The 23,332-nt window shown below is 44.2% G+C and carries 17 protein-coding genes; 6 read left to right on the top strand and 11 right to left on the bottom strand.

The window, feature by feature from the left end; translation table 11 throughout:
• Positions 1-5 precede the first annotated feature (5 nt).
• The 11 genes from ACHZES_RS09805 to ACHZES_RS09855 all read right to left on the bottom strand — a co-directional run bounded on the left by ACHZES_RS09805 (position 6) and on the right by ACHZES_RS09855 (position 14,941).
• On the bottom strand, positions 6-2,075 hold the full coding sequence (locus ACHZES_RS09805; protein ID WP_395548106.1) for a M13 family metallopeptidase: 2,070 nt from the start codon (positions 2,073-2,075) through the stop codon (positions 6-8).
• Between the two features lie 88 nt (positions 2,076-2,163).
• Positions 2,164-3,261: a 30S ribosomal protein S1 gene (gene rpsA / locus ACHZES_RS09810; protein ID WP_038283721.1), complete on the bottom strand. Its 1,098-nt coding sequence runs from the start codon at positions 3,259-3,261 to the stop codon at positions 2,164-2,166.
• Positions 3,242-4,093 carry a 4-hydroxy-3-methylbut-2-enyl diphosphate reductase gene (gene ispH, locus ACHZES_RS09815; protein ID WP_038283723.1) on the bottom strand — a complete coding sequence of 284 codons (852 nt, stop codon included), beginning with the start codon at positions 4,091-4,093 and terminating at the stop codon, positions 3,242-3,244. Before ispH ends, rpsA begins: the two co-directional genes overlap by 20 nt.
• Positions 4,084-4,779: a (d)CMP kinase gene (gene cmk, locus ACHZES_RS09820; RefSeq protein ID WP_038283725.1), complete on the bottom strand. Its 696-nt coding sequence runs from the start codon at positions 4,777-4,779 to the stop codon at positions 4,084-4,086. The genes ispH and cmk overlap by 10 nt, the downstream gene beginning before the upstream one ends.
• Positions 4,776-6,032 (bottom strand): NAD(P)/FAD-dependent oxidoreductase, encoded by a 1,257-nt coding sequence (locus tag ACHZES_RS09825; protein WP_395548213.1) that lies wholly within the window; start codon positions 6,030-6,032, stop codon positions 4,776-4,778. The genes cmk and ACHZES_RS09825 overlap by 4 nt, the downstream gene beginning before the upstream one ends.
• A 137-nt stretch (positions 6,033-6,169) precedes the next feature.
• Positions 6,170-7,669 carry a polyphosphate:AMP phosphotransferase gene (pap, locus tag ACHZES_RS09830; RefSeq protein WP_395548105.1) on the bottom strand — a complete coding sequence of 500 codons (1,500 nt, stop codon included), beginning with the start codon at positions 7,667-7,669 and terminating at the stop codon, positions 6,170-6,172.
• A gap of 31 nt (positions 7,670-7,700) precedes the next feature.
• A complete protein-coding gene (locus ACHZES_RS09835) occupies positions 7,701-8,816 on the bottom strand; it encodes an aldo/keto reductase (protein ID WP_395548104.1) in 1,116 nt (371 codons plus the stop codon).
• A 232-nt stretch (positions 8,817-9,048) separates the two neighbouring features.
• Positions 9,049-10,380: a 6-phospho-alpha-glucosidase gene (locus ACHZES_RS09840; protein WP_154522318.1), complete on the bottom strand. Its 1,332-nt coding sequence runs from the start codon at positions 10,378-10,380 to the stop codon at positions 9,049-9,051.
• 11 nt (positions 10,381-10,391) lie between these two features.
• Positions 10,392-11,999 carry a PTS transporter subunit EIIC gene (locus tag ACHZES_RS09845; protein ID WP_395548103.1) on the bottom strand — a complete coding sequence of 536 codons (1,608 nt, stop codon included), beginning with the start codon at positions 11,997-11,999 and terminating at the stop codon, positions 10,392-10,394.
• Between the two features lie 276 nt (positions 12,000-12,275).
• Positions 12,276-13,940 carry an alpha-glucosidase gene (locus ACHZES_RS09850; RefSeq protein ID WP_395548102.1) on the bottom strand — a complete coding sequence of 555 codons (1,665 nt, stop codon included), beginning with the start codon at positions 13,938-13,940 and terminating at the stop codon, positions 12,276-12,278.
• A gap of 86 nt (positions 13,941-14,026) precedes the next feature.
• The gene (locus ACHZES_RS09855; RefSeq protein ID WP_154522324.1) at positions 14,027-14,941 is read right to left on the bottom strand and encodes an AraC family transcriptional regulator; all 915 of its coding nucleotides are present in this window, start codon (positions 14,939-14,941) and stop codon (positions 14,027-14,029) included.
• Between the two features lie 209 nt (positions 14,942-15,150).
• Between ACHZES_RS09855 and ACHZES_RS09860 the strand changes: the two genes are divergently transcribed.
• The 6 genes from ACHZES_RS09860 (at position 15,151) to ACHZES_RS09885 (ending at position 23,258) form a co-directional block, all read left to right on the top strand.
• A complete protein-coding gene (locus ACHZES_RS09860; protein WP_395548101.1) occupies positions 15,151-16,968 on the top strand; it encodes a sensor histidine kinase in 1,818 nt (605 codons plus the stop codon).
• 1 nt (position 16,969) lies between these two features.
• Positions 16,970-18,505, top strand: a complete 1,536-nt coding sequence (locus ACHZES_RS09865) for a response regulator (protein WP_395548100.1) — start codon at positions 16,970-16,972, stop codon at positions 18,503-18,505.
• Between the two features lie 107 nt (positions 18,506-18,612).
• A complete protein-coding gene (locus ACHZES_RS09870; RefSeq protein ID WP_038283740.1) occupies positions 18,613-19,890 on the top strand; it encodes an ABC transporter substrate-binding protein in 1,278 nt (425 codons plus the stop codon).
• Between the two features lie 24 nt (positions 19,891-19,914).
• Positions 19,915-20,793: a carbohydrate ABC transporter permease gene (locus tag ACHZES_RS09875; protein WP_038283742.1), complete on the top strand. Its 879-nt coding sequence runs from the start codon at positions 19,915-19,917 to the stop codon at positions 20,791-20,793.
• Entirely contained in the window at positions 20,793-21,623 is an 831-nt protein-coding gene (locus tag ACHZES_RS09880; RefSeq protein WP_395548099.1) for a carbohydrate ABC transporter permease, read from the top strand. Before ACHZES_RS09875 ends, ACHZES_RS09880 begins: the two co-directional genes overlap by 1 nt.
• Before the next feature lie 15 nt (positions 21,624-21,638).
• A complete protein-coding gene (locus ACHZES_RS09885) occupies positions 21,639-23,258 on the top strand; it encodes an alpha-glucosidase (RefSeq protein WP_395548098.1) in 1,620 nt (539 codons plus the stop codon).
• The last annotated feature ends 74 nt before the right edge of the window (positions 23,259-23,332 follow it).

Raw genomic sequence — 23,332 nt, forward strand, 5'->3', positions numbered from 1 at the left:
TGTTCTTACCAGATCTTCACTCGTTTCTCGGGCGCCACGTACATGGCATCTCCCTCCTTTATTTCCGGATAAGCCTTATAAAAAGCATCGGTGGCGCTAAGCACTGCATTAACTCTCACCTTGGCTGGAGAATGAACATCCGTGTTTAATCTTCTGATCATGTTTTCCGGCGTGTATTTCGCAGCCCATATGGTCGCATACTGCTCAAAAACCTTCTTTAGACTCTCTGCATCATCTCCAACAATGGATGTGATACAGGCCATGGAACCGAGATCCGCAATATTCTCATTTAACGTCTGCGCTCCGTTTACGTGGCGTCCTTTATAGCCATCCTGTTCGCTATAGTAGGCCACCACCTGGTCCGCCAGCTGTTTAAATTTAGCCCTGTCCTCATTGGTCCACCATACATGATAATTTCCCTTTTCGTCATAAAGGGAGCCGGAGGAATCAAAGGCATGGCTGACTTCATGGGCAATGACTGTTCCGATCCCTCCCAGATTTGATGCGTAATCCTTGTCAGGATCATAGAAAGGAGCCTGCAAAATAGCGGCCGGGAACACAATTTCATTACCAGTAGGGTTATAATAGGCATTCACCGTCTGAGGTGTCATGCCCCATTCCGTTTTATCCACCGCTTTACGGTACTTTTCCTTGTTCACAGCATTTTGGGCCTTTGTAAGGGAAATGACGTTATTAATTAGGTTCCCTCCTTTTTCAACCGGTGTGATGGTTGCTTTTGCATAATCATTAGGCCACTTGTCAGGATATCCGATCTTAAGGGTCATGTTGTCCAGCTTTTTCATTGCGGCTGACTTTGTTTCTTCTCCCATCCAGTCTAAGCCCATAATCTGCTTTTTGTAATTCTCAAGGATATGGTGAACCATCTCTTCAATGGCCGTCTTATCTTCTTTTGAAAAACGCTTTTCCACATATAGTCTGCCGAATTCAAACCCAAGCATGTTCTGGGTTCTTTCACTGGCCAGCCTCTGATCGGTTTTTCTTTCCTTAATGCCGTTCTGGGTGTTATTCCAGTCCTGATAATTATCTCTGATCTCAGCGGTAAGGTATGGTGCAAAATCATTCACCAGGCAGAAGATCGAATAGTTCTTTAATACAGGGAGATGCTCATTGGTAAGATACTTGCCTATTTTCTCCATCTGCGCCTTCTGAGTTACCACTAAGGAATTAACATCGGTCAGTCCTGCCGACGTAAGATAATAGTCGGCAGTGCCTTCCGGAAGCAAACCCTTGATATCCTTCATGGAATAAGGGTTGTATATGATATCCGGGTCGTTTTGCTGGCTTAAGGGAAGGGCGCTTGCAGCCATATCTCTCTGAAGTACCATAATATCTGCAGCAGCTTTCTCTGCCTCCTCACGGCTCAGTCCCGTGTATTCCAGGGTACTTCTTATATAGCCCTGGTACTGGTCCATCAGCTTTGCCTGGGTCTTATCCTCCAGTGTTTCCTTTCCTGGCCCTAAATCCGCCCCATCCACATACAGGGCATACCGGCTGGAATCCTTCATATCTTCCATCCACTGCATCGTAAGAATGCTGTTGGCTCCCAGATCCCCATAGATGGTGCCCACCGCTTTCAAATATTCATCGATATCAGAGGCATTTCTTAACTTATCCAGATAAGGCTGAAGCTGTCCAAAACCGGCTTTTTTCCGCCCTTCCATATCCATGGCTGATAAATATAAGTCTGCGATTTTCTGCTCCAGGGAACCTGGCTTCGCATGTTTCCGGTTTTTTACTGCCTCTTCCAATACTCCCTCAAGTACTTCATAGGAATCCTTTTCCAGCTTATAAAAATAACTCCAGCCGCTGGAATCATTAGGTATTTCCACCTGGTCTAAGATTTCCTGGTTTACATAATCATAATAATCATCCTCCAGCCGAATTCCATCTGATTCATCCGCAGCAGCACTTCCCGCTTCCCCTTGCACATTGACAGGCTGAGCTGCTGTCTGCTCCGGCTGCTCCGGCTGCGTCTCCATCTTCTTACGGCACCCGGTCAAGAGTAAAGACATCATTAATATAGCTATCAGACAGAACTTGATCCTGTTTTTCATATTGTACCTCATATCTTTCTACAGGTTTTTTGCACTAAAAAGGAAGTGGATCTCTCCACTTCCTTATCGGTTCTATCTTCTATTATGCTTAAACTTCGTCAGAATATACTGCTGCGTCATCTGCAGCCTCATCCTGTGACTGAAGTGCCTTAATGCTTAAACTGATCTTCTTATCGCCTTCATTGAAATCAACCACTCTAGCCTCGATTTCCTGGCCGATCGCCAGAACATCAGCAGGTTTATCCACATGCTCTTTGGAGATCTGGGATACGTGAAGCAGTGCATCTACGCCTGGTTCCAGCTCAACAAATGCGCCGAAATCAGTCATACGTGCAACTTTACCGCTTACTACGTTGCCTACTGCATATTTTGTAGAAGCATCTTTCCATGGATTGGTCTCTGGGAACTTTAAGCTAAGGGCGATCTTATCACCGTTGATATCTTTAACCAGGACTTTGATCTTCTCACCAGCCTTGAAAGCTTTCTTCGGGCTCTCAACTCTGCCCCAGCTCATCTCGGAAATATGAAGCAGACCGTCAGCACCGCCAAGATCAATAAATGCACCAAAATCGGTTACATTCTTGATGGTACCTTCTACAACATCGCCTGTATGGATTCTTTCAAATAATTCCTTCTGGAGTTCAGCTCTCTTAGCAACCATGATCTGCTTTCTGTCGCCGATGATTCTTCTTCTCTTAGGATTGAATTCGGTAATGATAAATTCAATTTCCTTATCTGCATACTTGGATAAATCCTTCTCATAAGTATCGGATACCAGGCTTGCAGGAATGAAGACTCTTGCTCCCTCTACAACCACACTTAAACCACCGTCAAGTACCTGCGCAACTTTTGCAGTAAGTACCTCGTGGTTTTCAAATGCTTCTTCTAATCTCTTATTGCCTCTGTCTGCAGCCAGTCTCTTGTAAGACAGGGCTACCTGGCCTTCGCCATCGTTTACCTTGATGACTTTGGCTTCCATCTCTTCACCAACCTGTACAACAGTTGTAAGATCTAAATTCTGGTCATCCGTGTACTCACTACGCGGAATGATGCCGTCGGACTTGTAACCTATATTCAAGACGATTTCATCTTCCTTTACGTCGATGACTTTACCAGTGACGATCTCTCCTGTACGTATAGTTTTCAATGATTCTTCTAACATTTGTTCAAAACTTAACTCTGACATTAGTATGAACCTCCTCGATAATATAATTCGGGGTTGAAGCCCCGGCTGTAATACCTACGCTGCGCACAGAATTTCCACAATCAGGATCTAAATCACCTAGTGTCTGGATATAGTAAGTGTTCTTACATTCCCTTCGGCATATGTCGTACAGCTTCTGGGTATTAGAACTACTTTTTCCGCCTATAACAATCATGGCATCCACTTCTGAAGCTATCCGCTTTGCTTCCACCTGTCTTTCCTGTGTTGCATTGCAAATCGTATTTAAAACAAGTATATCATACCTCGTTTCAGAAATTTTTTCAACTAAATCTTGAAATTTATTGTAATTAAATGTCGTCTGTGATACAATACACAGCTTTTCCCCTTCCGATAGAGGTAATCTTTCCACTTGCTCGGGTGTTTCCACCACTAAAGTATTGTCATTTCCCCAGCCTTTAATACCTTCCACCTCCGGATGGGATTCATTGCCGATAATAAGAAGCCGTCTTCCCGCCTGATTTTGCTCCTCGGCAATGCGATGGATCTTCTTCACATAGGGACAGGTTGCGTCTACAATCTCGATCCCGTTTCGCTCCATGATCTCATAAATCCGCTTCCCTACTCCGTGGGACCTTATGACAACAACTGCATCCCTGACCGCTTCCAGTTCCTCTTCCGAATGAAGGACCTTTACTCCCTTTTCCTCTAAATCACGTACCACTTCCTCGTTGTGGATAATGGGGCCGTAGGTATAGATGGGCTTGTCGTCTCTTTTCAGCTGTTCATAAACCTGTTCTACCGCCCGCTTTACTCCAAAACAAAACCCGGCGGTTTTGGCAACAATCACTTCCATAGGCTGCCTCCTTCCGTTTTTCTTTCCTGAAAAAGTGCAAGGATCCGGTCCACTACCTGTGGAACGGTCATGGAGGAAGAATCCACAAGGACAGCATCCTCTGCCTGCTTAAGGGGAGAATTCTCCCGGTTCATATCCCGGTAATCCCGTTCAATGATATCTTTTTCAATGTCATTAAGGCTGCATTCTTCTCCCTTTGCCCTAAGCTCCTCATACCGTCTTTTTGCCCGGACCAGGCTGCTGGCTGTTAAATAAATCTTTAAGTCCGCCTCAGGAAGGACGCAGGTTCCGATATCCCGTCCATCCATAATGACATTTTCTTTTAAGGCCAGATTCTTTTGAAGCTCCACCAACTTATTGCGTACCGACATATAAACGGAAGCCGCAGAAGCCATGGCGCTGACCTCCCCCGTGCGGATCAGTCCGGAAACGTTTTCTCCGTTTAAGATCACCTGCTGCATCCCGTTCTCATAGGTAATGGTGACGTTCACCTCTCCTGCTGACTTTGATATTGCTACCTCATCATCTGCCGGTATCCCATTTCTTAAAAAATGCAGTGCCATCGCACGGTACATGGCTCCTGTATCCACATATACGAAGTTTAGCTTTTCTGCAACAGACCTTGCAATGGTGCTTTTTCCTGCCCCGGCCGGTCCGTCTATGGCTATATTATAAACTTTTTTCATTCGTTGAATTTCTCCTCTCCGGCAGCACTTCCGGCCGCCCATCCGGTGGACCAGGCGATTTGTAAATTAAAGCCTCCGGTCACTGCATCAAGATCCAGCACTTCCCCGGCAAAATAAAGGCCGGGAAGAAGCTTGGATTCCAAGGTGGATGGGTTTACCTCTTTAACAGAAACACCGCCCTGGGTGATGATGGCCTCATTGTAGCCCCGAAGTCCTGTAAGGGTCAGGAGAAAGCCTTTGGTTACACGGACAAGACGCTGGCGTTCTTCTCTTGTAATTTCATTGACCTTCTTCTCCGGCGGTATATTGCTTCGATCCACCATGACCGGCACCAGCTTGGAAGGATACAAATGCTCCAGAGAATTCTTAAACTGCTTGTTCGCAGCCTCTTCAAAATCCCGCAGGATCCTGGCATCAAGCTGTTCTTCGGAAAGAGCCGGCTTTAAGTCTATGGAAAGGGTCAAAGGCCCTTTCTTCAGTTCCTTTACCGCATAACTGCTGGCGCTTAAAAGAACCGGACCGCTGACCCCGTAATGGGTAAACAGCATTTCCCCGAATTCCTTATAAACCACCTTTTTCCCGTTTAATATGGAGGCCTCCACATTGCGAAGGGATAAGCCCTGCAGTTCCTTTACCACCGGCTCCTCTACCACAAAGGGAACCAGGGCAGGAGAAAGAGGGGTAACCTTGTGTCCGGCTTCTTTTGCCATCTCATACCCGTCTCCTGTGGAGCCGGTTGCCTGATAGGACAATCCGCCGCAGGCTACGATCACCGCATCTCCGTGCACCTTTGTATTTTTTCCACCGTCTTTTATAACCAGCCCCTTAAGGCTGCCGTTTTCTATCAAAAGATTCTCCACCTGGGTGCGGTAATGGATGGAGACTCCAAGGTCTAAAAGTCTTTTTGTAAGAGCCTTTATTACGTCGGAAGACTTATCAGAAGCCGGAAATACCCGGTTTCCCCGTTCTGTCTTTAAGGAACAGCCAAGTTCTTCTAACATGTCCATCATATCAAAATTGGTAAAGCCGTAAAAGCTGCTGTATAGGAATTTGGCATTGGTTACTACGTTTCCGAACAGCTCCTCTGTATCACAGGCATTGGTTACATTGCAGCGTCCCTTTCCGGTGATATAGACCTTTTTTCCAAGTTTTTCATTTTTCTCAAAAATGTGGACGGTACCGCCCTTCATGGCTGCTGCTATTCCAGCCAGCATCCCTGCAGCGCCACCGCCCACGATTAAAACCGTATTCATGCTTTCCTCTTTCCTTCCCATGCTTTCTGGGCATAAAGGTATCCCTGGAAGGGGCTTCCTCTTTCTATCCCTGAAAGGGATTTGCTTTCGTTCACTATTTTCTTACTTTACACGAAAAAGAGGGAAAAAACAAGCGGTCATGAATTTTTCTTTCTTTTTTTTATCTCTGACTCCAAGGCCTCCACGACAGTCTTTAACACCTTAACCCTGGCATAATACTTACAGTTTCCTTCCACTACCACCCAGGGAGCATAGGTGGTGGAGGTCCGCACCAGCATTTCATTGACCGCAGATTCATACTGATCCCATTTCTCCCGGTTTCTCCAGTCCTCCTCCGTGATTTTCCACTGCTTCGACGGATTTTCCTGACGCTCTTTAAAGCGTTTTTCCTGCTCATCTTTATCAATATGGAGCCAGAATTTAATGACAACGGCTCCGGCATTTGCCATGTGGTTCTCCATCTCGTTGATTTCCTGATAAGCCTGCTTCCACTCAGCCTCGCTGCAAAATCCCTCGATCCGTTCTACCATGACCCGGCCGTACCAGGTCCGGTCAAAGATGGCAATATGGCCTGCTTTTGGCACATGATTCCAGAAACGCCACAGGTAATGATGGAGCCGCTCCAGATCATTGGGAGCCGAAGTTGGATATACCTTATAGCCTCTGGGGTCTAGATTGCTGGTCAGACGCTTGATTGCCCCGCCCTTTCCTGCCGCATCCCAGCCCTCAAAGCCAAGGACTACAGGGATTCGTAACCGGTATATCTGGCTGTGAAGGGATTCCAGCTTTTCTCCCAGCTGGCTCATCTCCTTCTTATATTCTTCCTTTGTCAAGGTCTTTGATAAATCCACGCCGGATAAGACTCCGTTCTGGAATTTCTCTGAACGGACCGGCACCTCTTTTTCTTTTCTATCTCCCCTTAGCTTCCTCTGCCTTAGGGCATCCTCTAAGCAGTCTGACACCTGGGTGATGATTTTGGCGGAGGCAAAGTCCTTATCAGTGCCCTCGATGATAGTCCATGGAGCACAGTCCATGTCCGTCCTCTGAAGCATCTCCTCTGAGATTTCTAAAAAACGGCCGTATTCCTTATTTCTGCGCCAGTCCTCTTCTGTCACCCGCCAGCTGTTTTCCTTCGAGGCTTCGAGCCGGTTAAACCGCTTCTTTTGCTCATCCTTTGATATATAGAGGAACAGCTTTATGATGACCATGCCATCGTCTGTTAACTGCCGCTCAAAGGACTGAATATCTTGAAAGGCCTCTGGCAGAGCTGTCTCCGGGATCTTGCCTTCAAACCGCAGGGTGGTCACCTGCCGGTACCAGCTTCTATCAAAGAGGGCGATTCTTCCCTGGGCCGGAAGCTTGGTCCAGAAACGCCATAAAAATGGGCGCATCCGTTCCTCTTCCGTTGATTTATCATTGGCATATACATCAAAACCTCTGGGATCCAGCGCCTGAATCAGGCGGTTGATCTGGGTGCCCTTTCCTGATGCTCCCATGCCCTCAAACACGATCATGACAGGAATGCCTGCTTCCTTGCACTCCCGCTGCAAAAGGCCCAGCCTTTCGCTTTGCTCTTTCATTGTGTCTTTGTAGGTTTTTTTATCTATCTTCTTCGATAAATCAAGTTTCTCCAGCATAAACCGTCCCTCCTTTGTTAAACAGTTAAGCTTAAAGCTTTGCAAACACCTTAGCCACTTCCGGCATAACCTCACTGATCTTAATCATCTGAGGACATTCCTTTTCGCAGTGATGACATGCCTTACAGCCTTCTGCCTTTACTCCCATGGCCTCGTATCCGGCCTTTGCCTCGTCCTCTTTATGGGCGGCAGTCATATTGTAATAAGAGAATATTTCCGGGATTTCCAGGCCAAAGGGGCAGGGGAGGCAGTAACGGCATCCGGTGCATCCCACTAAAGCCATGGAATCAAAGATTTCCTTTGCCTTTTTATAAATCTGCTTTTCGTCCTCTGTCACCATTCCGATATGGCTGCGGTCTGCATATTCTATGTTTTCCCGAAGCTGCTTTTCGTCGCTCATTCCACTTAGAAGAAGGCTCACTTCCTGCTGGTCCCATAAAAAATCAAGGGCATATTCCACCGTGGATTTTTCCTCAGGAAACACCGTTTTTACATGATCTGCAGGATCAGCCAGCTTTCCTCCAAGAAGCGGTTCCATGACAACCACCGCAAGTCCCTTGTCAGCCGCAGCCTTCAGTCCTTTTAAACCAGCCTGATGCTCTAAGTCCACGTAGTTATACTGAATCTGGCAGAAATCCCATCCATCATAATAATCTAGGATATCCTGAAATACATCATATGAATCATGGAAGGAAAATCCAAGATATTTTATTTTGCCGTCTTCCCTTGCTTTTTCCATGCGCTTTACAAGATCGAATTTTTTGATCTTATCTTCAAAACGGTCTCTGCTTAAGGCATGAAGCAAATAAAAATCAATATGGTCTGTCTGAAGCTTTTTTAACTGTTCATCTAAAACTTCATCAAAATCTTCCGGCTTTTCAAGCTTCCATACCGGACATTTGGTGGCCAGATAGGTTTTCTCCCGGTAACCATCCCTTAATGCGTTTCCTACGATTCTTTCACTTTCTCCCTGGTGGTAAGGATATGCCGTATCAATGTAATTTACCCCTTCATCAATGGCATGGCGGATCATGGATACCGCCCGGTCTTCATCCACCTGGTCTCCCTGAAGGATCGGAAGTCTCATGGCTCCAAATCCCAGGGCCGATACTTTTATTCCTGTTCTTCCAAAATCACGATATTGCATAATCTTCCTCCGAATAATATGTATTACGGCTTTTTCTGCCCGCCGCTCTTCCCTATATTGTACCATATTTCAATCCCGTGCCAAATACTTTTTTCTCAACCCGAAGAATAAACCGCAGGGCAATAAAGATCATACTAAAATGCCGCGGTAATACTGAATTTCAGTACACCGCGGCTCAATCAATACTCCCCTGTTATGCGAGATCAGAATCAGATCCGGCCTGATTATTATTTTATTTTAACTCTGGCCAGTAATCCTTATTCGCTTCAATCATTTCATCCAAAATCTGTTTTGCGACCATTGCTGATGGTATGGTCTTGTTCAATGTAAATGCTGCCAATGCTTTGTCATAGCTTCCTTCTATTGCCGCCTCAACGATCAGCTTTTCACAAGCCTCCTGCTGCTCGATCATTCCTTTGAAGAAAGTCGGAATTTCTCCTACTCTGGTAGCTTCCGGGCCTTCCTTTGTAATATAGCAGGGAATTTCTACCATGGCATCGTCCGGTAAATTTTTAACAGCACCATTGTTCATAACCATAACCAGATGACGTTTCTTTAAATTAAATGCAAGGCTCATCGCTACTTCCACGATAAATTCCCCATGAACACCGGTAAAGAATGGAGTCATATCAATTTCTCCGGTTGTTTCATACTGTTCAGCCGCCTGGAAAATCCGTTTTTCCCGTCCATCCATAACTTCATTGGCTCTTGTATAATTCTTATCGGAATGCTTTACAATCTCATCCCCTAACAGATAGTATTGCATATAGGTATTAGGCAGATAGTCCGGGAACATTCTCATTAAATTCTTTGCATTGTCAAATGTGTGTTTCCAGGATGCATCATTATGACGTACTTCACTTCTGTCATCCGGAGGCATATAGCCATGTTCTCTTACATAATCCTTTAATTCTTCTGTCCGGTCCTCTTCCCCGACACGGATTTTTGTAAACCAGCCAAAATGATTCAGTCCAAAATAATCCGGTACAATATCTTTTCTGTCACAATCCAAAATGTTAGACATGTTTCTCATGATTGCTACCGGCATATCACAAATATTTAAAATTCTGGCATCTGGACGAAGCTTATGCATAGCTTTTGCAACAATGGCAGCCGGATTGGAATAGTTTACGATCCAGTAGTCCTTGCTTGCATATTTTTCACAATAATCGATGATTTCCACCATTGGGTTAATGGTTCTTAAACCATAGGCAAGTCCGCCAGGTCCGCAGGTTTCCTGCCCTACTACATCATATTTTAAAGGGATCTTCTCATCCAGTTCCCTCATATGATATAGCCCTACCCGCATCTGGGCAAAGATAAAATCTGCATCCGTAAATGCTTCTTCGGGATCTGTTGTAAGAACCAGTTTCACTTCCGGATCAAACATCTCAATTACCTTTTTTACCAAAACTCCTACTTTGTCCTGGCGTTCTTTGAAATTATCATAAAGCCTTAATTCGGAAAGTTTAAATTGATCCTTCTGATCCAAAAGGCTCTTTACAATTCCCGGTGTATAAGTACTGCCGCCGCCTACAATGACTAATTTAAACGTTTTATTCATAGCTAATCTCCTTATTTATTTGATTCCATCTTCTCTAATGCATCATCTACCAAGGTTCTCATTTTTGAAACACTAAGACCGTAAACCACCTGGACATCATTTCCCTTTTTCATAATACCGGCTGCTCCAGTGCCTTTTAGAGTCTCTTCATCAATCCTTGTACTGTCTTTAACTTCCACTCTTAATCTGGAAAAGCAGTTTTCCAGGCTTAAGATATTCTCTTTTCCGCCTAATGCTTCTATGATGGTCCTGCCCTGGTTCAACCGGTCTTCCTCAGTCTCTCCGCCGCCGGACTGTTTTGCTTTTAATTCTTTTTTTACTGCTACTGCATTTGCATTTAAATCAAGTGCTATTTCCGTATCATCATCCTCACGTCCCGGAGTTTTTAAGTTCAGCTTTTCAATCATAAACTTAAAGACAACGAAAATCACAAGGATTTCAATAAGGCCGACCAGTACATACAGAGGCCATAAGGTTCTGCCGATTCCTGCCGGAAGATTTAACACAAGGAAATCCAGAATTCCGTTGGTGGCGCAGACACGGACGCCGATTAAATAAACTACCATCTGAAAAAAGCCATCCAGAACAGAGTATACCAGCCATAATAATGGAGCTGCAAAAATAAAGGTAAATTCCAGGGGTTCTGTAATTCCTGCGATCACTGCTGTTAAAGTAGCCGGGATCATCTGAGCCTTTAAGTTCGCCTTTTTCGCTTTCTTTGCGGTTACATAGAAAGCCAGTGCCACACCGATGATACCAAATGTCTTCATCAGACCATAGGTCAGGAAACGGCTGGTATCCGGCATCATTCCGGCTGTTGGATCACTTAAGAGCGCCAGGAAGATCGGCTTTGCACCAATTACGTTTTCTCCGCCGATCACCGCCTGTCCGCCAACTGCTGAATAAAGGAAGGGTGACCAGATTAAGTGGTGCAGCCCGGTGGGTATCAGGAACCGGTTTAAGAATCCGTATACAAATACACCGGCAGCTCCGGCAGTGCTCATAAAGCCGGTCAAAGCGGATATTCCGTTTGCAACTCCCGGCCACACATAGGTCACGCCAATGCTTAATACTGCAATGACAGGAATCATGATCATGTAAACAAGTTTGCTGTTGCCATAAGGAGCAAAGCCGCCCTTAAACTCGGTATCACAATGCTTGTTGTGAACCAGAGCCACCAGAACACCGATGATCATACCAAGAAACACGCCCATATCTGTTACGTGAAATCCTAACTGAATTGTTTGACCTGTACCATATAAAGCTCCGGCAGTTGCCCCTTCTATCATCTTTCCTGACAGCTCCAGCCACTTGCTGTTAGCTCCTAAGAACATGATGTATGACATCAATGCTACGAATGATGCATCTGCTTTTTTCTTTTTTGCCATACCATTTGCAATTCCCACGCAAAATAAAATACTTAAATTCCCCATAATAGAATTCAGCATGCTGTTAAAAAATTTGCCAACCGTCCACAGCATCCCACCTTCTGATACAAATGCGGTATTGGTCATAATTGCAGTCAAAGCAATCATCATACCTACGACAGGCAAAAATAACACTGGCCCAATCATAGCTTTAGAAAAGCTCTGCATGGATTTTACTACTTTATCCCTCATCTCAAATTCCTCCATATATAGTTGTTTACACTGGTAATTACCTTGTGGTGGGATTTTATCATACTTGAATACAAATCAAAATATTTTAAACGTTATTCACAACATGTTGACCATATAGTGAACATATTTACTTATATTCATGACATATTTTGATGCCAGATGGTGTAATAGGCATAAAAAAAGCATTAATACTCATTTCCTATCACGAAATGAGTATCAACGCTTTCCTCTTTTATACTTATTATTCCCGATAAATACCTATGCCGCACTGGTCAATTAAATTTCCAATACAAGGAACTGCCAGCCTTTTAAACGAATCCTGGTCTCGTCATAAGATACTTCCTGATAATTATTGATCAAAATCTCCTTTGGCATCCGGGGAAGAGGTACTTCCTGCTCATCCTTTTGAAAATTCCCAATGATCAGGAGTGTTTCCGGCCCTTTCCGGTAGTAGGCCATAATATTCGTTTCATCCTCAAGAACAGGTTCCAGGGTTCCATAGATTATGGTTTCCTTCCATCTGGGATGTTTCCTTAACTGGATCAGCTTTTTATAGAACATGAAAACCGAATGTTCATCGTTCATCTGGTCAGCCACATTGATATCCCTGTAATTCGGGTTCACCTTCAGCCAGGGGGTGCCATTTGTAAAGCCTGAATTGGCAGATGCATCCCACTGCATGGGAGTTCTTGCATTATCCCTGCTGTAACGGCTTACAATGTTAAGCGCCTCTTCCGGTGAGTGCCCTGCCTCCAGGGCGGTCTGGTACTGGTCAAGGGTGGCAATATCATCCACATCATCAATGCTGGAAAAAACAGTATTTTCCATACCGATTTCCTGTCCCTGATAAATAAAGGGGATTCCCCGGAGCATAAAGTTTAAGCCGCCAAGCATCTTTTTTGCTTCCAGACTGCATTCTCCTTCCGGAAGGTAATGGCTGACTCCTCTAGGCTCATCATGGTTTTCAATGATGTTGGATAAAAACCCGGTAGTCCCCACATGCCTTTGGGCGGCAAAGCAGCAATGCTTATAATCTTCCGGAGTGATCGCTTTGGCATCGTACCAGCCCTTTTCACTTCCGCCGAATATGGTTTCATTAAAATCAAATTTACTGGAAAAGTAACCATTTTCACCGATAAAGGAATCTAATTCTTCCGGCTTTTCATCAAAGACCTCTCCAACGGTAAAAGCATCATGAGGTTTAAAGCAGCGGTCCCGCATTTCGCTTAAAAATTCACCGACTCCATTGGCGCGGGACAGCATTTCCTGGATGCTGCATAAACCATCTGCCCTGTCTGGTTCATAATCCTGTAAGGGAAGGGCCTTTTTTATATTAATGATTGCATCAATCCGGAAACCGCCCAATCCTTTATCCAGCCACCAATTGATATTTTTATAGACTTCCTCCCGGACTGCTTCATTTTCCCAGTTTAAGTCCGGCTGTTTCTTATGGAACGAATGGAGATACTGCTTATTGGTACCGGGAATATCGCTCCATACAGAATTCCCAAAGTAGGAACGCCAGTTGGTCGGTGATTTACCGTCTTTTTTCTCACGGATATAAAAGTAGTTTCCATATTTTCCATCCGGATCGGCACATGCCTTTTTAAACCATTCATGCTCGTCGGAGCAATGGTTAACAACCAGATCCATGACGATATACATCTCCCGTTCTTTCGCTTTCTCAATGAGTTCCTCCATATCCTCCATGGTCCCGAACCTGGGGTCTATGTTGTAATAATCGGCGATGTCATATCCCTGATCTGCAAAAGGGGAAACGTAAATCGGGGAAAGCCACAGGATATCCACACCCAAGTCCTTCAAATAATCCAATTTACTGATAATCCCCTTTAAATCTCCAATGCCGTCCCCATTGGTATCCAGAAAGCTTTTTGGATAAATCTGATAAGCTGTTTTGTCATGCCACCATTTCTTAGTCATCGTATGTCAACCTCTCTTTTCAGTAGTAGCTTCATTCTACCTCTCAGAACAAGATTTGTCTTACACTTCTATGATTAAAAAATTCACTATTTTGACTTTTCTTTCCGATATTGTAAGGGAGTCGTACCGGTATACTTCCGGAATATTTTCAAAAAATTTCCAAGGTTAAAAAAACCGGAGTCCAGACATATGTTCATGATCGGGAGGTCGGTGGTTTCCAGCAACGTGATTGCCTTCCGGATCCGGTAATCATTGATGTATTCGGTTGGAGTCCTGCCAAGTGCCTTTTTAAAAAAGCGGCAGAAGTACTGTTCATTCATATTGGCAAGAGAAGCAAGGTCATGGATATAAATCTTTTCCCTGTAATGGTTCCTGATAAAGGTAATAGAGGCTTTGATCAGTTCTACCCGCGTATCCGTGTTGCGGTGGGAATCGGAATATAAGTGGAACTGGTACAAAGTGGCAAGCATTTTAAGAAGGGAAGCTTTGATCTGAAGCTGGGAGATCACAGCTTCAAAAACATCTTCCTGCTGCTCTAAGCCTTCCTCTCCGCCAAAGGAATCAGTCACGTTTATAAAGCACTCCAGGATAGAAGAATAAGACGGATGATCTGGCTGAATGCATCTGGGAAAGGAAAGTTTATTATTTTTTAGGGGATTGATTAAGTACATCTGAGCGGAATCATAGGCGTCAAAGCTTAAAAGCCCCGGCTGGAACACGATGGCATGCTCCTCTTTTAAGCTTTTGGATTCACTGATGATTCCATGAAGCTCCCCTGGATTGATAAAAAAAATACATTCTTCCTTAATTTCATAGGACTCCATGTTGACTAATAAACGAAAATGCCCTTTAAGAAAATGGATCATTTCAATTTCCTCGTGCCAGTGGTGCTTTACCAAAATGCCCTTTTGTGTTGATTGTGTCCGGTAGATCCCACAGGGAAAAGAACTGGTGCCATGGGGACGTCCCTCTTTTAATTTGGATTTTATCTCTGGATTCATGATTATCCTCATTCCCGGCCGTATTTATGCCTTTAAATCAAGCGGATTTTCGCAATCCGCCCGCTGCCTGATTTGGTGAAATATACGGTATATTACGTGTATCATACCACAGGGAGGGAAAGGGATTCAAGCAAAAGCAACTGGTCAAGAAGTTATGTTTATAGTACACTTAGTAACATAACCCATGCCAGAATACCAGGAGGAATATTATGATCAGACGATTCCGCAGATTATCTTTTCAGTCCAAAATACTGCTTACTTATTTGCTCTTACTGCTGTTTACCGTGGTTATTTTTGCCATCTGCTATATTCAGGGGGTCTCTTCTGCCCTTACCTACAACATTGAATACATGAAACAGTCTAACCAGCAGAAAAACATGAACTTAGATATTGCCATGGGAAATAACAGCTCCTTAAATCTTCTGCATCTCATCGATCCCAAGATCAATGTCATACTCCATGAAAAATCCAGCAATATGACCCCCAAAGACCGTTATGAAAGGGACTATTATATGCAGACCGTTCTTAAAATGCTAACGGTCATCAATCCCCATGTACAAAGAATAACCATCCTGACTTCTGCAGGAGACACCTATTGCAGCATAAACAATATATCAGAGGACTATATAGGAAACGCATGGAAGACCATCGATAGCGTCGCCTGGAAAACAAAGAGCCAGAAATACTATACAATCCCTTATCCTCAGAAAATAGGGAATACCGGATATTCCCTATTAACGGTATACCACCAGCTTTCGGATATCGGCGAGTATAAAACCTATGGATATCTGCTGGCAGACTTGGATTTTGGATCCATTGCAAAAGATTTTAATTCCACGGATGCAGCCGACGGTCTGGCATCTTCCTTTGCTATTGTATACAAAGATCAGGTCATCTATAATTCCAGAAACGCCCACATCAATCTGGAGACCGACCTTTCAGAAAAGGAAAAGCAGGAAGCCTTTCCTCATCTGGAACAAATTGAAGCCTCCGGAAAGGAATCAGGGGAGCTTTTTCTAAATGGTACCCTCTGCATAGCATCTGTTTTAAAAAATGAATCCACCGGCTGGTATCTGGTACAGTATATCCCAAAGCATCTGCTGATCAACACCAGCATGGAAAGTATGCTAAATGTCATGGCATGGGTGATGCTTATCCTGACTGCAGCCGGAATCTTAAGCCTCATATTATCCAAGCAGGTCAGCCGTCCCATTAAAGCACTGGCAGAAACCATGAACCAGGCAAGACAGGGAGAGGTAAAGCTTTTAACAGGATTGGAGCCCAGGGAGGATGAAATTGGCAATCTAATTGAAATCTATAATGATATGGGAAAAAGGATCAATGACAGCATTACCAAACTGTATATTATGCAGATCAATCAAAAGCAGACAGAACTTAAAATGCTTCAGTTCCAGATCAATCCCCACTTTCTGTATAATGCGCTTAACACAGTTACCGCCATTGCAAGGCTGGAAGAAATTGAAGAAATCCCTGCCATCACAGAAAGTCTGTCGGATATGTTCCGCTATAACATAAAAGGAACTGATTTTGTAACCTTAAAGGATGAAGTGATCCAGCTAAAGAACTATATCCGCATTCAGTCCATCCGGTTTCCCGGGCGCTTTGCAGTGAAGTATGATATCCCTGAGGAATACGAAAATAATGGGGTGATTAAATTCATCCTGCAGCCTATTGTGGAAAACTCCATTCAACATGCGTTTAAGAATAAACGGGACCAGGACTATTTAAAGATATCCGTCTCACAGGATTCGGAAGATTACCTTTTGATCTCCGTGTACGATGACGGTTGCGGTATACCAAAAGAGAAAGTGGATGAATTAAACGATGCATTATGGAATACAAAAGCCAACACCCTGTTAGGAGAGGATGGAACAGGCATCGGGTTAGCCAATGTAAATGCCAGACTCAAAAACTTTTATGGAGAAGATTGCGGAATTGTGGTGGAAAGCCGGTACGGAAGCTTTACCTGCATTCACATGAGGATCAAGAGAAATAAGGAGGGGTAGAATGAAAGTCATCATAGCGGAAGATGAATATTACGCAAAAAAAATGCTTGTTAAGCTTTTAACTAACATTAATATGGACATCACCGTATGTTTGGAAGCCGAAACCGGGAAGCAGGCCGCAGATTATCTTGCCGTCAAGGACGCAGACCTTGTGATCACTGATATCCGCATGCCGGAAATGGACGGGCTGTCCCTTGCAAACTATGTAGAAGAACACTGCCCTGCAACGGATGTGGTTATCGTAAGCGGCTATTCGGATTTTAACTACGCCAGGGAAGCCATGAAGTATGGGGTCCGGTATTACCTTACCAAGCCGGTAAAACCAGAGGAACTGGAAAAAGCCATATGGGATATTACAAAAGCCAGAGAAGAAAAGAGAAGGCTGCTTGAGAAGCAGGTGGACCGGAGGCTTTTGCAGGAATCCCTCCAATATGTGAATATCTCCGGCATTCTGGCTAACCGGGCCCTAATGGATACCTTCCGTGATCTGTGCGGCGGACAGCTAAAGGAACGCTCCTACCAGATGATCTTATTGCAAGGGAAACAGCGTTTGAGCCGGGAGGAGGCAAAGAAGCTGGCTGAATTCTTAGAATCCGCATCAGACCACGCCAATATCCAGGTCTTTTATTTCCAGCAGCCGGACGAGGTGATTGCCATGAAGTTTGATGGGCAGGATGAGCTGTGGGATCAAAAGCTTTACCACCGGCTGAAGCAGGAACTGCCTCAAAGGGAAATAGAAATCACCTGCGGCATAAGTAGGATTTACAAAGGGGAAGAACTGTTAGGAGACGCTTACCGAGACTGCGTATATGCCATTAACGGAAGACTGCTTGATGAAAAGACCAGAGTGTTTGAATATGAACCGGAGCTTTCTATGGAACAGATTCTGACACAGCAGGAGGAGCTGTCAATCTACGAAAGTGTGATGAAGGGAAGCTACCAGCAGGCAGAGACTGCTCTCCGTCAGTTTTTTGAAAAATGCAGGTCGGATAGCAGGAATGTATATTCCTTGTACAGCGGTATCATGCAGATTTTTTCCGTAATCAGCAGAGCCTATTGCAGCAGGGAAGCTTCTTCCGAATCAGAAGAAGTAAACCGGTATCTTTTATTTTCCTTCAAATCAGATCTTTATCAGTTCCGTACCATGGAAGAGCTTAAGCGGTACATGTTTAAAATTCTGGAAAACACCTGCGGCTCCCAGGAAGAAAAAGGAAGCATCATCGAGGAAATCAAGAATTACGTATCCCTTAATTTCCGGTACGAGATTTCCCTAAATGAACTGGCAGCCCATAAGTATTTTATGAATTCCAGTTATTTAAGCCGTCTGTTTAAATCAGAAACAGGGATGAATTTTTCCAAATACTTAATCACCTACCGCATGGAACGGGCAAAGGAGCTTTTAAAAAATACAGTTTTTAAGATAAACGAAATCGCCGATTATGTAGGCTATAATAACACCTCCTATTTTATCCACACCTTCAAACGCCTTTATCAGATGACCCCCGAGCAATATCGCGCCCAGGAAGAAAAAAGGTAAAAAATGTTTTACGAAACATCTCAGATACCTTATATAGGTGGTCATGATTTGTTTTGTATAATGAAACTACCAAATAACAGGAAACAGAAAGGGCGAGGATGATGTATATGAAAATGAAAAAAATGTTGGCAGTTGGTTTGACCTGCTCCCTGGCAGCGATGCTGGCTGCAGGATGCAGTGATTCAGGCAAAACCTCAGGCAAAAGTTCCGATTCGGGAGTCGCACACCTGGAGTTTTTCTCTTCAAAGATGGAAAATGTATCCACCATGCAAAAGCTCGTGGATAAATTCAACAACCAGAATACCGATGTCGAAGTCACCTTAAATTCCCCGGCAGATGCGGGAACTGTATTAAAGACCAGGATGACTAAGGATGATCTGCCGGATATCATCGCCTATGGCGGCGATAACATCTATACGGAACTTACGGAAGCAGGGATCTTATTGGATTTAAGTGACCAGGAAGTATTAAAGACCATAAATGATTCTTATATGCAGATGGTCTATGATATCAATGGGGATAAGGCAGAAAAGGCATATGGCATCCCCTTTGCTGCCAACGCTTCCGGTGTTATCTATAATACAGATTTATTTCAAAAAGCAGGTGTAACGATTCCGGAGACTTGGGATGAGTTCATTGAGGTATGCGAAAAGCTGTCCGCAGCAGGCATCCAGCCCTTTGAATTAAGCTTCAAGGATAGCTGGACCATCTTACCCTCCTGGAACTCTCTGGCACCGGCAACCCAGCCCGAAGGCTTTTTAGATGCAAAGAAAGAAGGAACAGCCACTTTCCTTGGCACCCATGAAGAGGTTTTGGAAAAATACAGCAAGCTGGTGAATTATGCTCAGACAGACTTTATGGGAACTTCCTATGATGACGGCAACCGCAGCTTTGCAAATGGCGAAGCAGCAATGTTAATTAACGGCGTATGGGCCGTACCTGAAATCAAAAAAACCAATGAATCCATCAATCTTGATATGTTTGCTTATCCTGCAACCAATGATAAGAGTAAAAACAAGGTTGTATCCGGGATCGATGTCATGCTTATGGTGACAAACCAATGCAAGAACCCGGAAGCTGCCAAGCGCTTTGTGGCATTTATGTTGGAACCGGAAAACAGTCAGCTTTATATAAACGAGCAGTTTGCATTTTCACCGGTGGAAGGCGTTGTACAGGAGGATGCTTCGGTGGCCGGCCTGGCAAAGGATATTGCTGATGGAAAGGTTACTGATTTTGTAGACCATTATTATCCCAACGGTTATAATTTGTCCGCTATTTTATCCGAGTTTTTCTTAAACAAAGCAAATGGTATGGATGAAAGCGAGAACATAGCTGCAACACTGAAAAAGTGCGATGAACAATATGATATCCTCAATACCCGTTAAGCCTGGTAAAAGGAGGATCACACATTGAATAAACATAGAAATAACCATATCAGTCCAGCGTTCTATCTTATGGTAGTTCCCGTGGCAGCACTGTTCTTTTTACTCCATACGGTCCCCTTTCTAAAGGGTATCTTTTACAGCTTTACCAACTGGAAGGGCTATGGGAGCTGGGAATTTATCGGATTTAAAAATTTCCTGCAGTTTTTTAAGGATCCTTCCATAAAGCAGGCCTATGGCTTTACCTTCCAGTTTGCACTTTCCGCCACTGTCTTAGTAAACGTTTTAAGTCTGTCGCTGGCATGCGGGCTCAATGGAAAAATCCGGGGAAAGAATCTTCTAAAGGCGCTGTATTTCCTGCCATATATGCTGGGGACTTTAATCATTGGTTTTGTATTTAACTTTATCTTTGGCAATATCATTCCGGGATTTGGAAAAACAGCGGGTATCCCTGGTCTAAGCGTAAATATCCTTGGTACCAGCAAAGCATGGCTGGGGGTTTTGTTCGTTACTGTCTGGCAATCCATGGCCTTTAACACCATGATCTATCTCTCTGGTCTTCAGACAGTGGATAAGGATATCTATGACGCGGCATCCGTTGACGGTGCCGTTGGCCTCCAGCGTTTTATCAAGATCACTTTTCCGCTTATTGCTCCTTTCTTCACCATCAATATGGTATTAAGCGTTAAGAGCTTTCTTATGGCATTTGACCAGATTATGGCAATGACAGGGGGAGGGCCAGGAACTGCGACCACCACGATCTCCATGTTGATTTATAAGAGAGGATTTGACGGCGGACAGTTTGCCTACCAGTCAGCCAATGCCGTTATATTATTTTTAGTTGTGGCGTCTATTTCCGTATTCCAGCTGAAGATCTTAGAAAAAAGGGAGGCGAAAGTAAACTGATGAAAGAGAAAGAAAAGACCAATTGGCTCCTGACAATCCTTCTGTCAGTAATCGCTGTTATCGTGATCCTGGGCCCTCTTTATATTACTGTGGTAATCGCCTTAAAATCACCGTCGGATATGGAACATATACTGGCTCTTCCCACTTCCCTGCACTTTGAGAATTTTTCCATGGCATGGAAGCTTACCGATTATCCGAGGAAGTTCCTAAATACATTTTTTATCACAAGCATCAATCTGGTGTTTACAATCCTGACCAATTCCATGGCAGCTTATGCCATTATACGGAATAAGGATAAAAGCAGATTTTTTAATCTCATGTATTATTATTTTATCAGCGCCATGTTTATCCCTTTTAATGTGATTATGCTACCCCTGGTAAAGCAGGCCTCAGCCTTTCATTTGGATAACATCTATGGCATCACATTAATTTATATTATATTCGGACTGCCCATGAATACGTTTCTTTATTCAGGCTACATCAAATCCCTGCCTGTGGCATTAGAGGAGGCGGCGAAGATCGATGGGGCGGATACATTCCAGACCTTTTGGAGCATTATATTTCCGCTTCTTAAGCCCATGAGCGCTACGGTGGCAATCCTGTCCTTTATGTGGACCTGGAATGACTTCTTAATGCCCCTGGTTTTGCTGAGCGACGCCAGCCAGCAAACCTTGCAGTTGGCCCAGTATGTGTTTAAAGGCCAGTTCTCCACGCAGTATAACCTTGCCTTTGCCTCATATTTAATGGTGCTGCTGCCAGTTTTAGCTGTATATGTTTTTTGTCAGAAATGGATCATCGCAGGAGTGACCAGCGGTTCTGTAAAAGCTTAAGGAAGGAAGAAGAAAATGGACAGACAATGGTGGAAACAAGCGGTTATATATCAGATTTACCCCAAAAGCTTTCAGGACAGCAACGGGGATGGGATCGGAGATCTTCAAGGGATTATCTCCAGACTAGATTATTTGAAAGAACTTGGGATAGATGCTCTCTGGCTCTCCCCTGTCTATTGTTCGCCACAGGATGACAATGGTTATGATATATCCAATTATCAGGATATTGATCCAATGTTCGGAAATTTAGAAGATATGGAAGAACTGATTAAAAAAGCAGGAAGCCGTGGGATCCGGATTATCATGGACCTTGTATTAAACCATACTTCCGATGAGCATCCTTGGTTTACAGAGGCGAGAAAAAGTAAGGATAACCCCTATCATGATTATTATGTGTGGAGGGATGGCGTGGAAGGAACTGCTCCCAATAGACTGAAAGCCGCTTTTGGAGGCTCAGCCTGGGAATGGGTACCGGAACTTGGACAATACTACTTCCATCAGTTTTCAGTGAAACAGCCAGATTTAAACTGGGATAACCCAAAGGTTCGTCTGGAAATCCGGGATATGATCCTTTGGTGGATGGAGAAAGGAGTCGGCGGGTTCCGGTTAGATGTCATCGATTTGGTTGCCAAGGAGCCTGACCGTATGATCACAGCCGATGGTCCAAAGCTCCATGAATTTATACAGGAATTAAGCAGGGAAACCTTTCAGAAAGGAGATTTAGTCACCGTAGGCGAAGCATGGAGTGCGAATCCGGACAATGCCGTTCGTTACAGCAATCCGGATGGCAGTGAGCTTTCCATGGTATTCCAGTTTGAGCATATCTGCCTTGACCAGAAAAAGGGCGGAGAAAAATGGGACTTAGCTCCTCTTCCATTCCTGGAATTAAAGCGTGCCTTATCCACCTGGCAGGAATCCCTTTACTTAAAAGGCTGGAACAGCCTGTTCTGGAACAACCATGATCTGCCGAGAATTGTATCCCGCTGGGGAAATGATAAGGAATATCGGATCGAATCTGCCAAAATGTTTGCAATTCTCCTTCATGGAATGCAAGGCACCCCCTATATCTACCAGGGAGAAGAACTTGGAATGACCAATGTAAGATATGATATGGAAGACTACCGGGATATTGAAACGTTAAATATCTATAGGGAAAGAACCGGAGCGGGATATAATGAAGCAGATGTCATGGAGTCTATCTATACAAAAGGCCGGGATAATGCGAGAACACCGATGCAGTGGAATCATGGCAGAGAGGCTGGATTTACTGATGGAACTCCCTGGATCAAGGTGAATCCAAACTATCCGGAAATTAATGCAGAGGCCGCAATGGCAGATGAAAACTCTATTTTTCACGTCTACCAGAAGCTGATTGGATTAAGAAAAACCCACGACGTATTCGTAGATGGGAAATACCGGCTCTTAATGCCGGAAGATCCCGATATTTTTGCCTATACCCGCACGCTGGAAGAAACTACTTTGCTTGTAATTTGTAACTTTCACGATAAAACAATACCATTGCAGCTGCCCAAAGAGCTTGACCGTGAGAAACAGCAGTTAATCAGCTCTTATATGGATGAAGGCCAGGCAGATGTGCTTAAGCCGTATGAAGCCAGAATGTATCTGATCGGATAAGTCAATCGGATATTCGCAATCCGCTTCGCTGCTTTATGAGGTTAAAAAGAAGAGAGCCATTACCGGCTCTCTTC

The organism is Lacrimispora sanguinis, from assembly GCF_044987295.1.
Lineage (GTDB): Bacteria > Bacillota > Clostridia > Lachnospirales > Lachnospiraceae > Lacrimispora > Lacrimispora celerecrescens_B.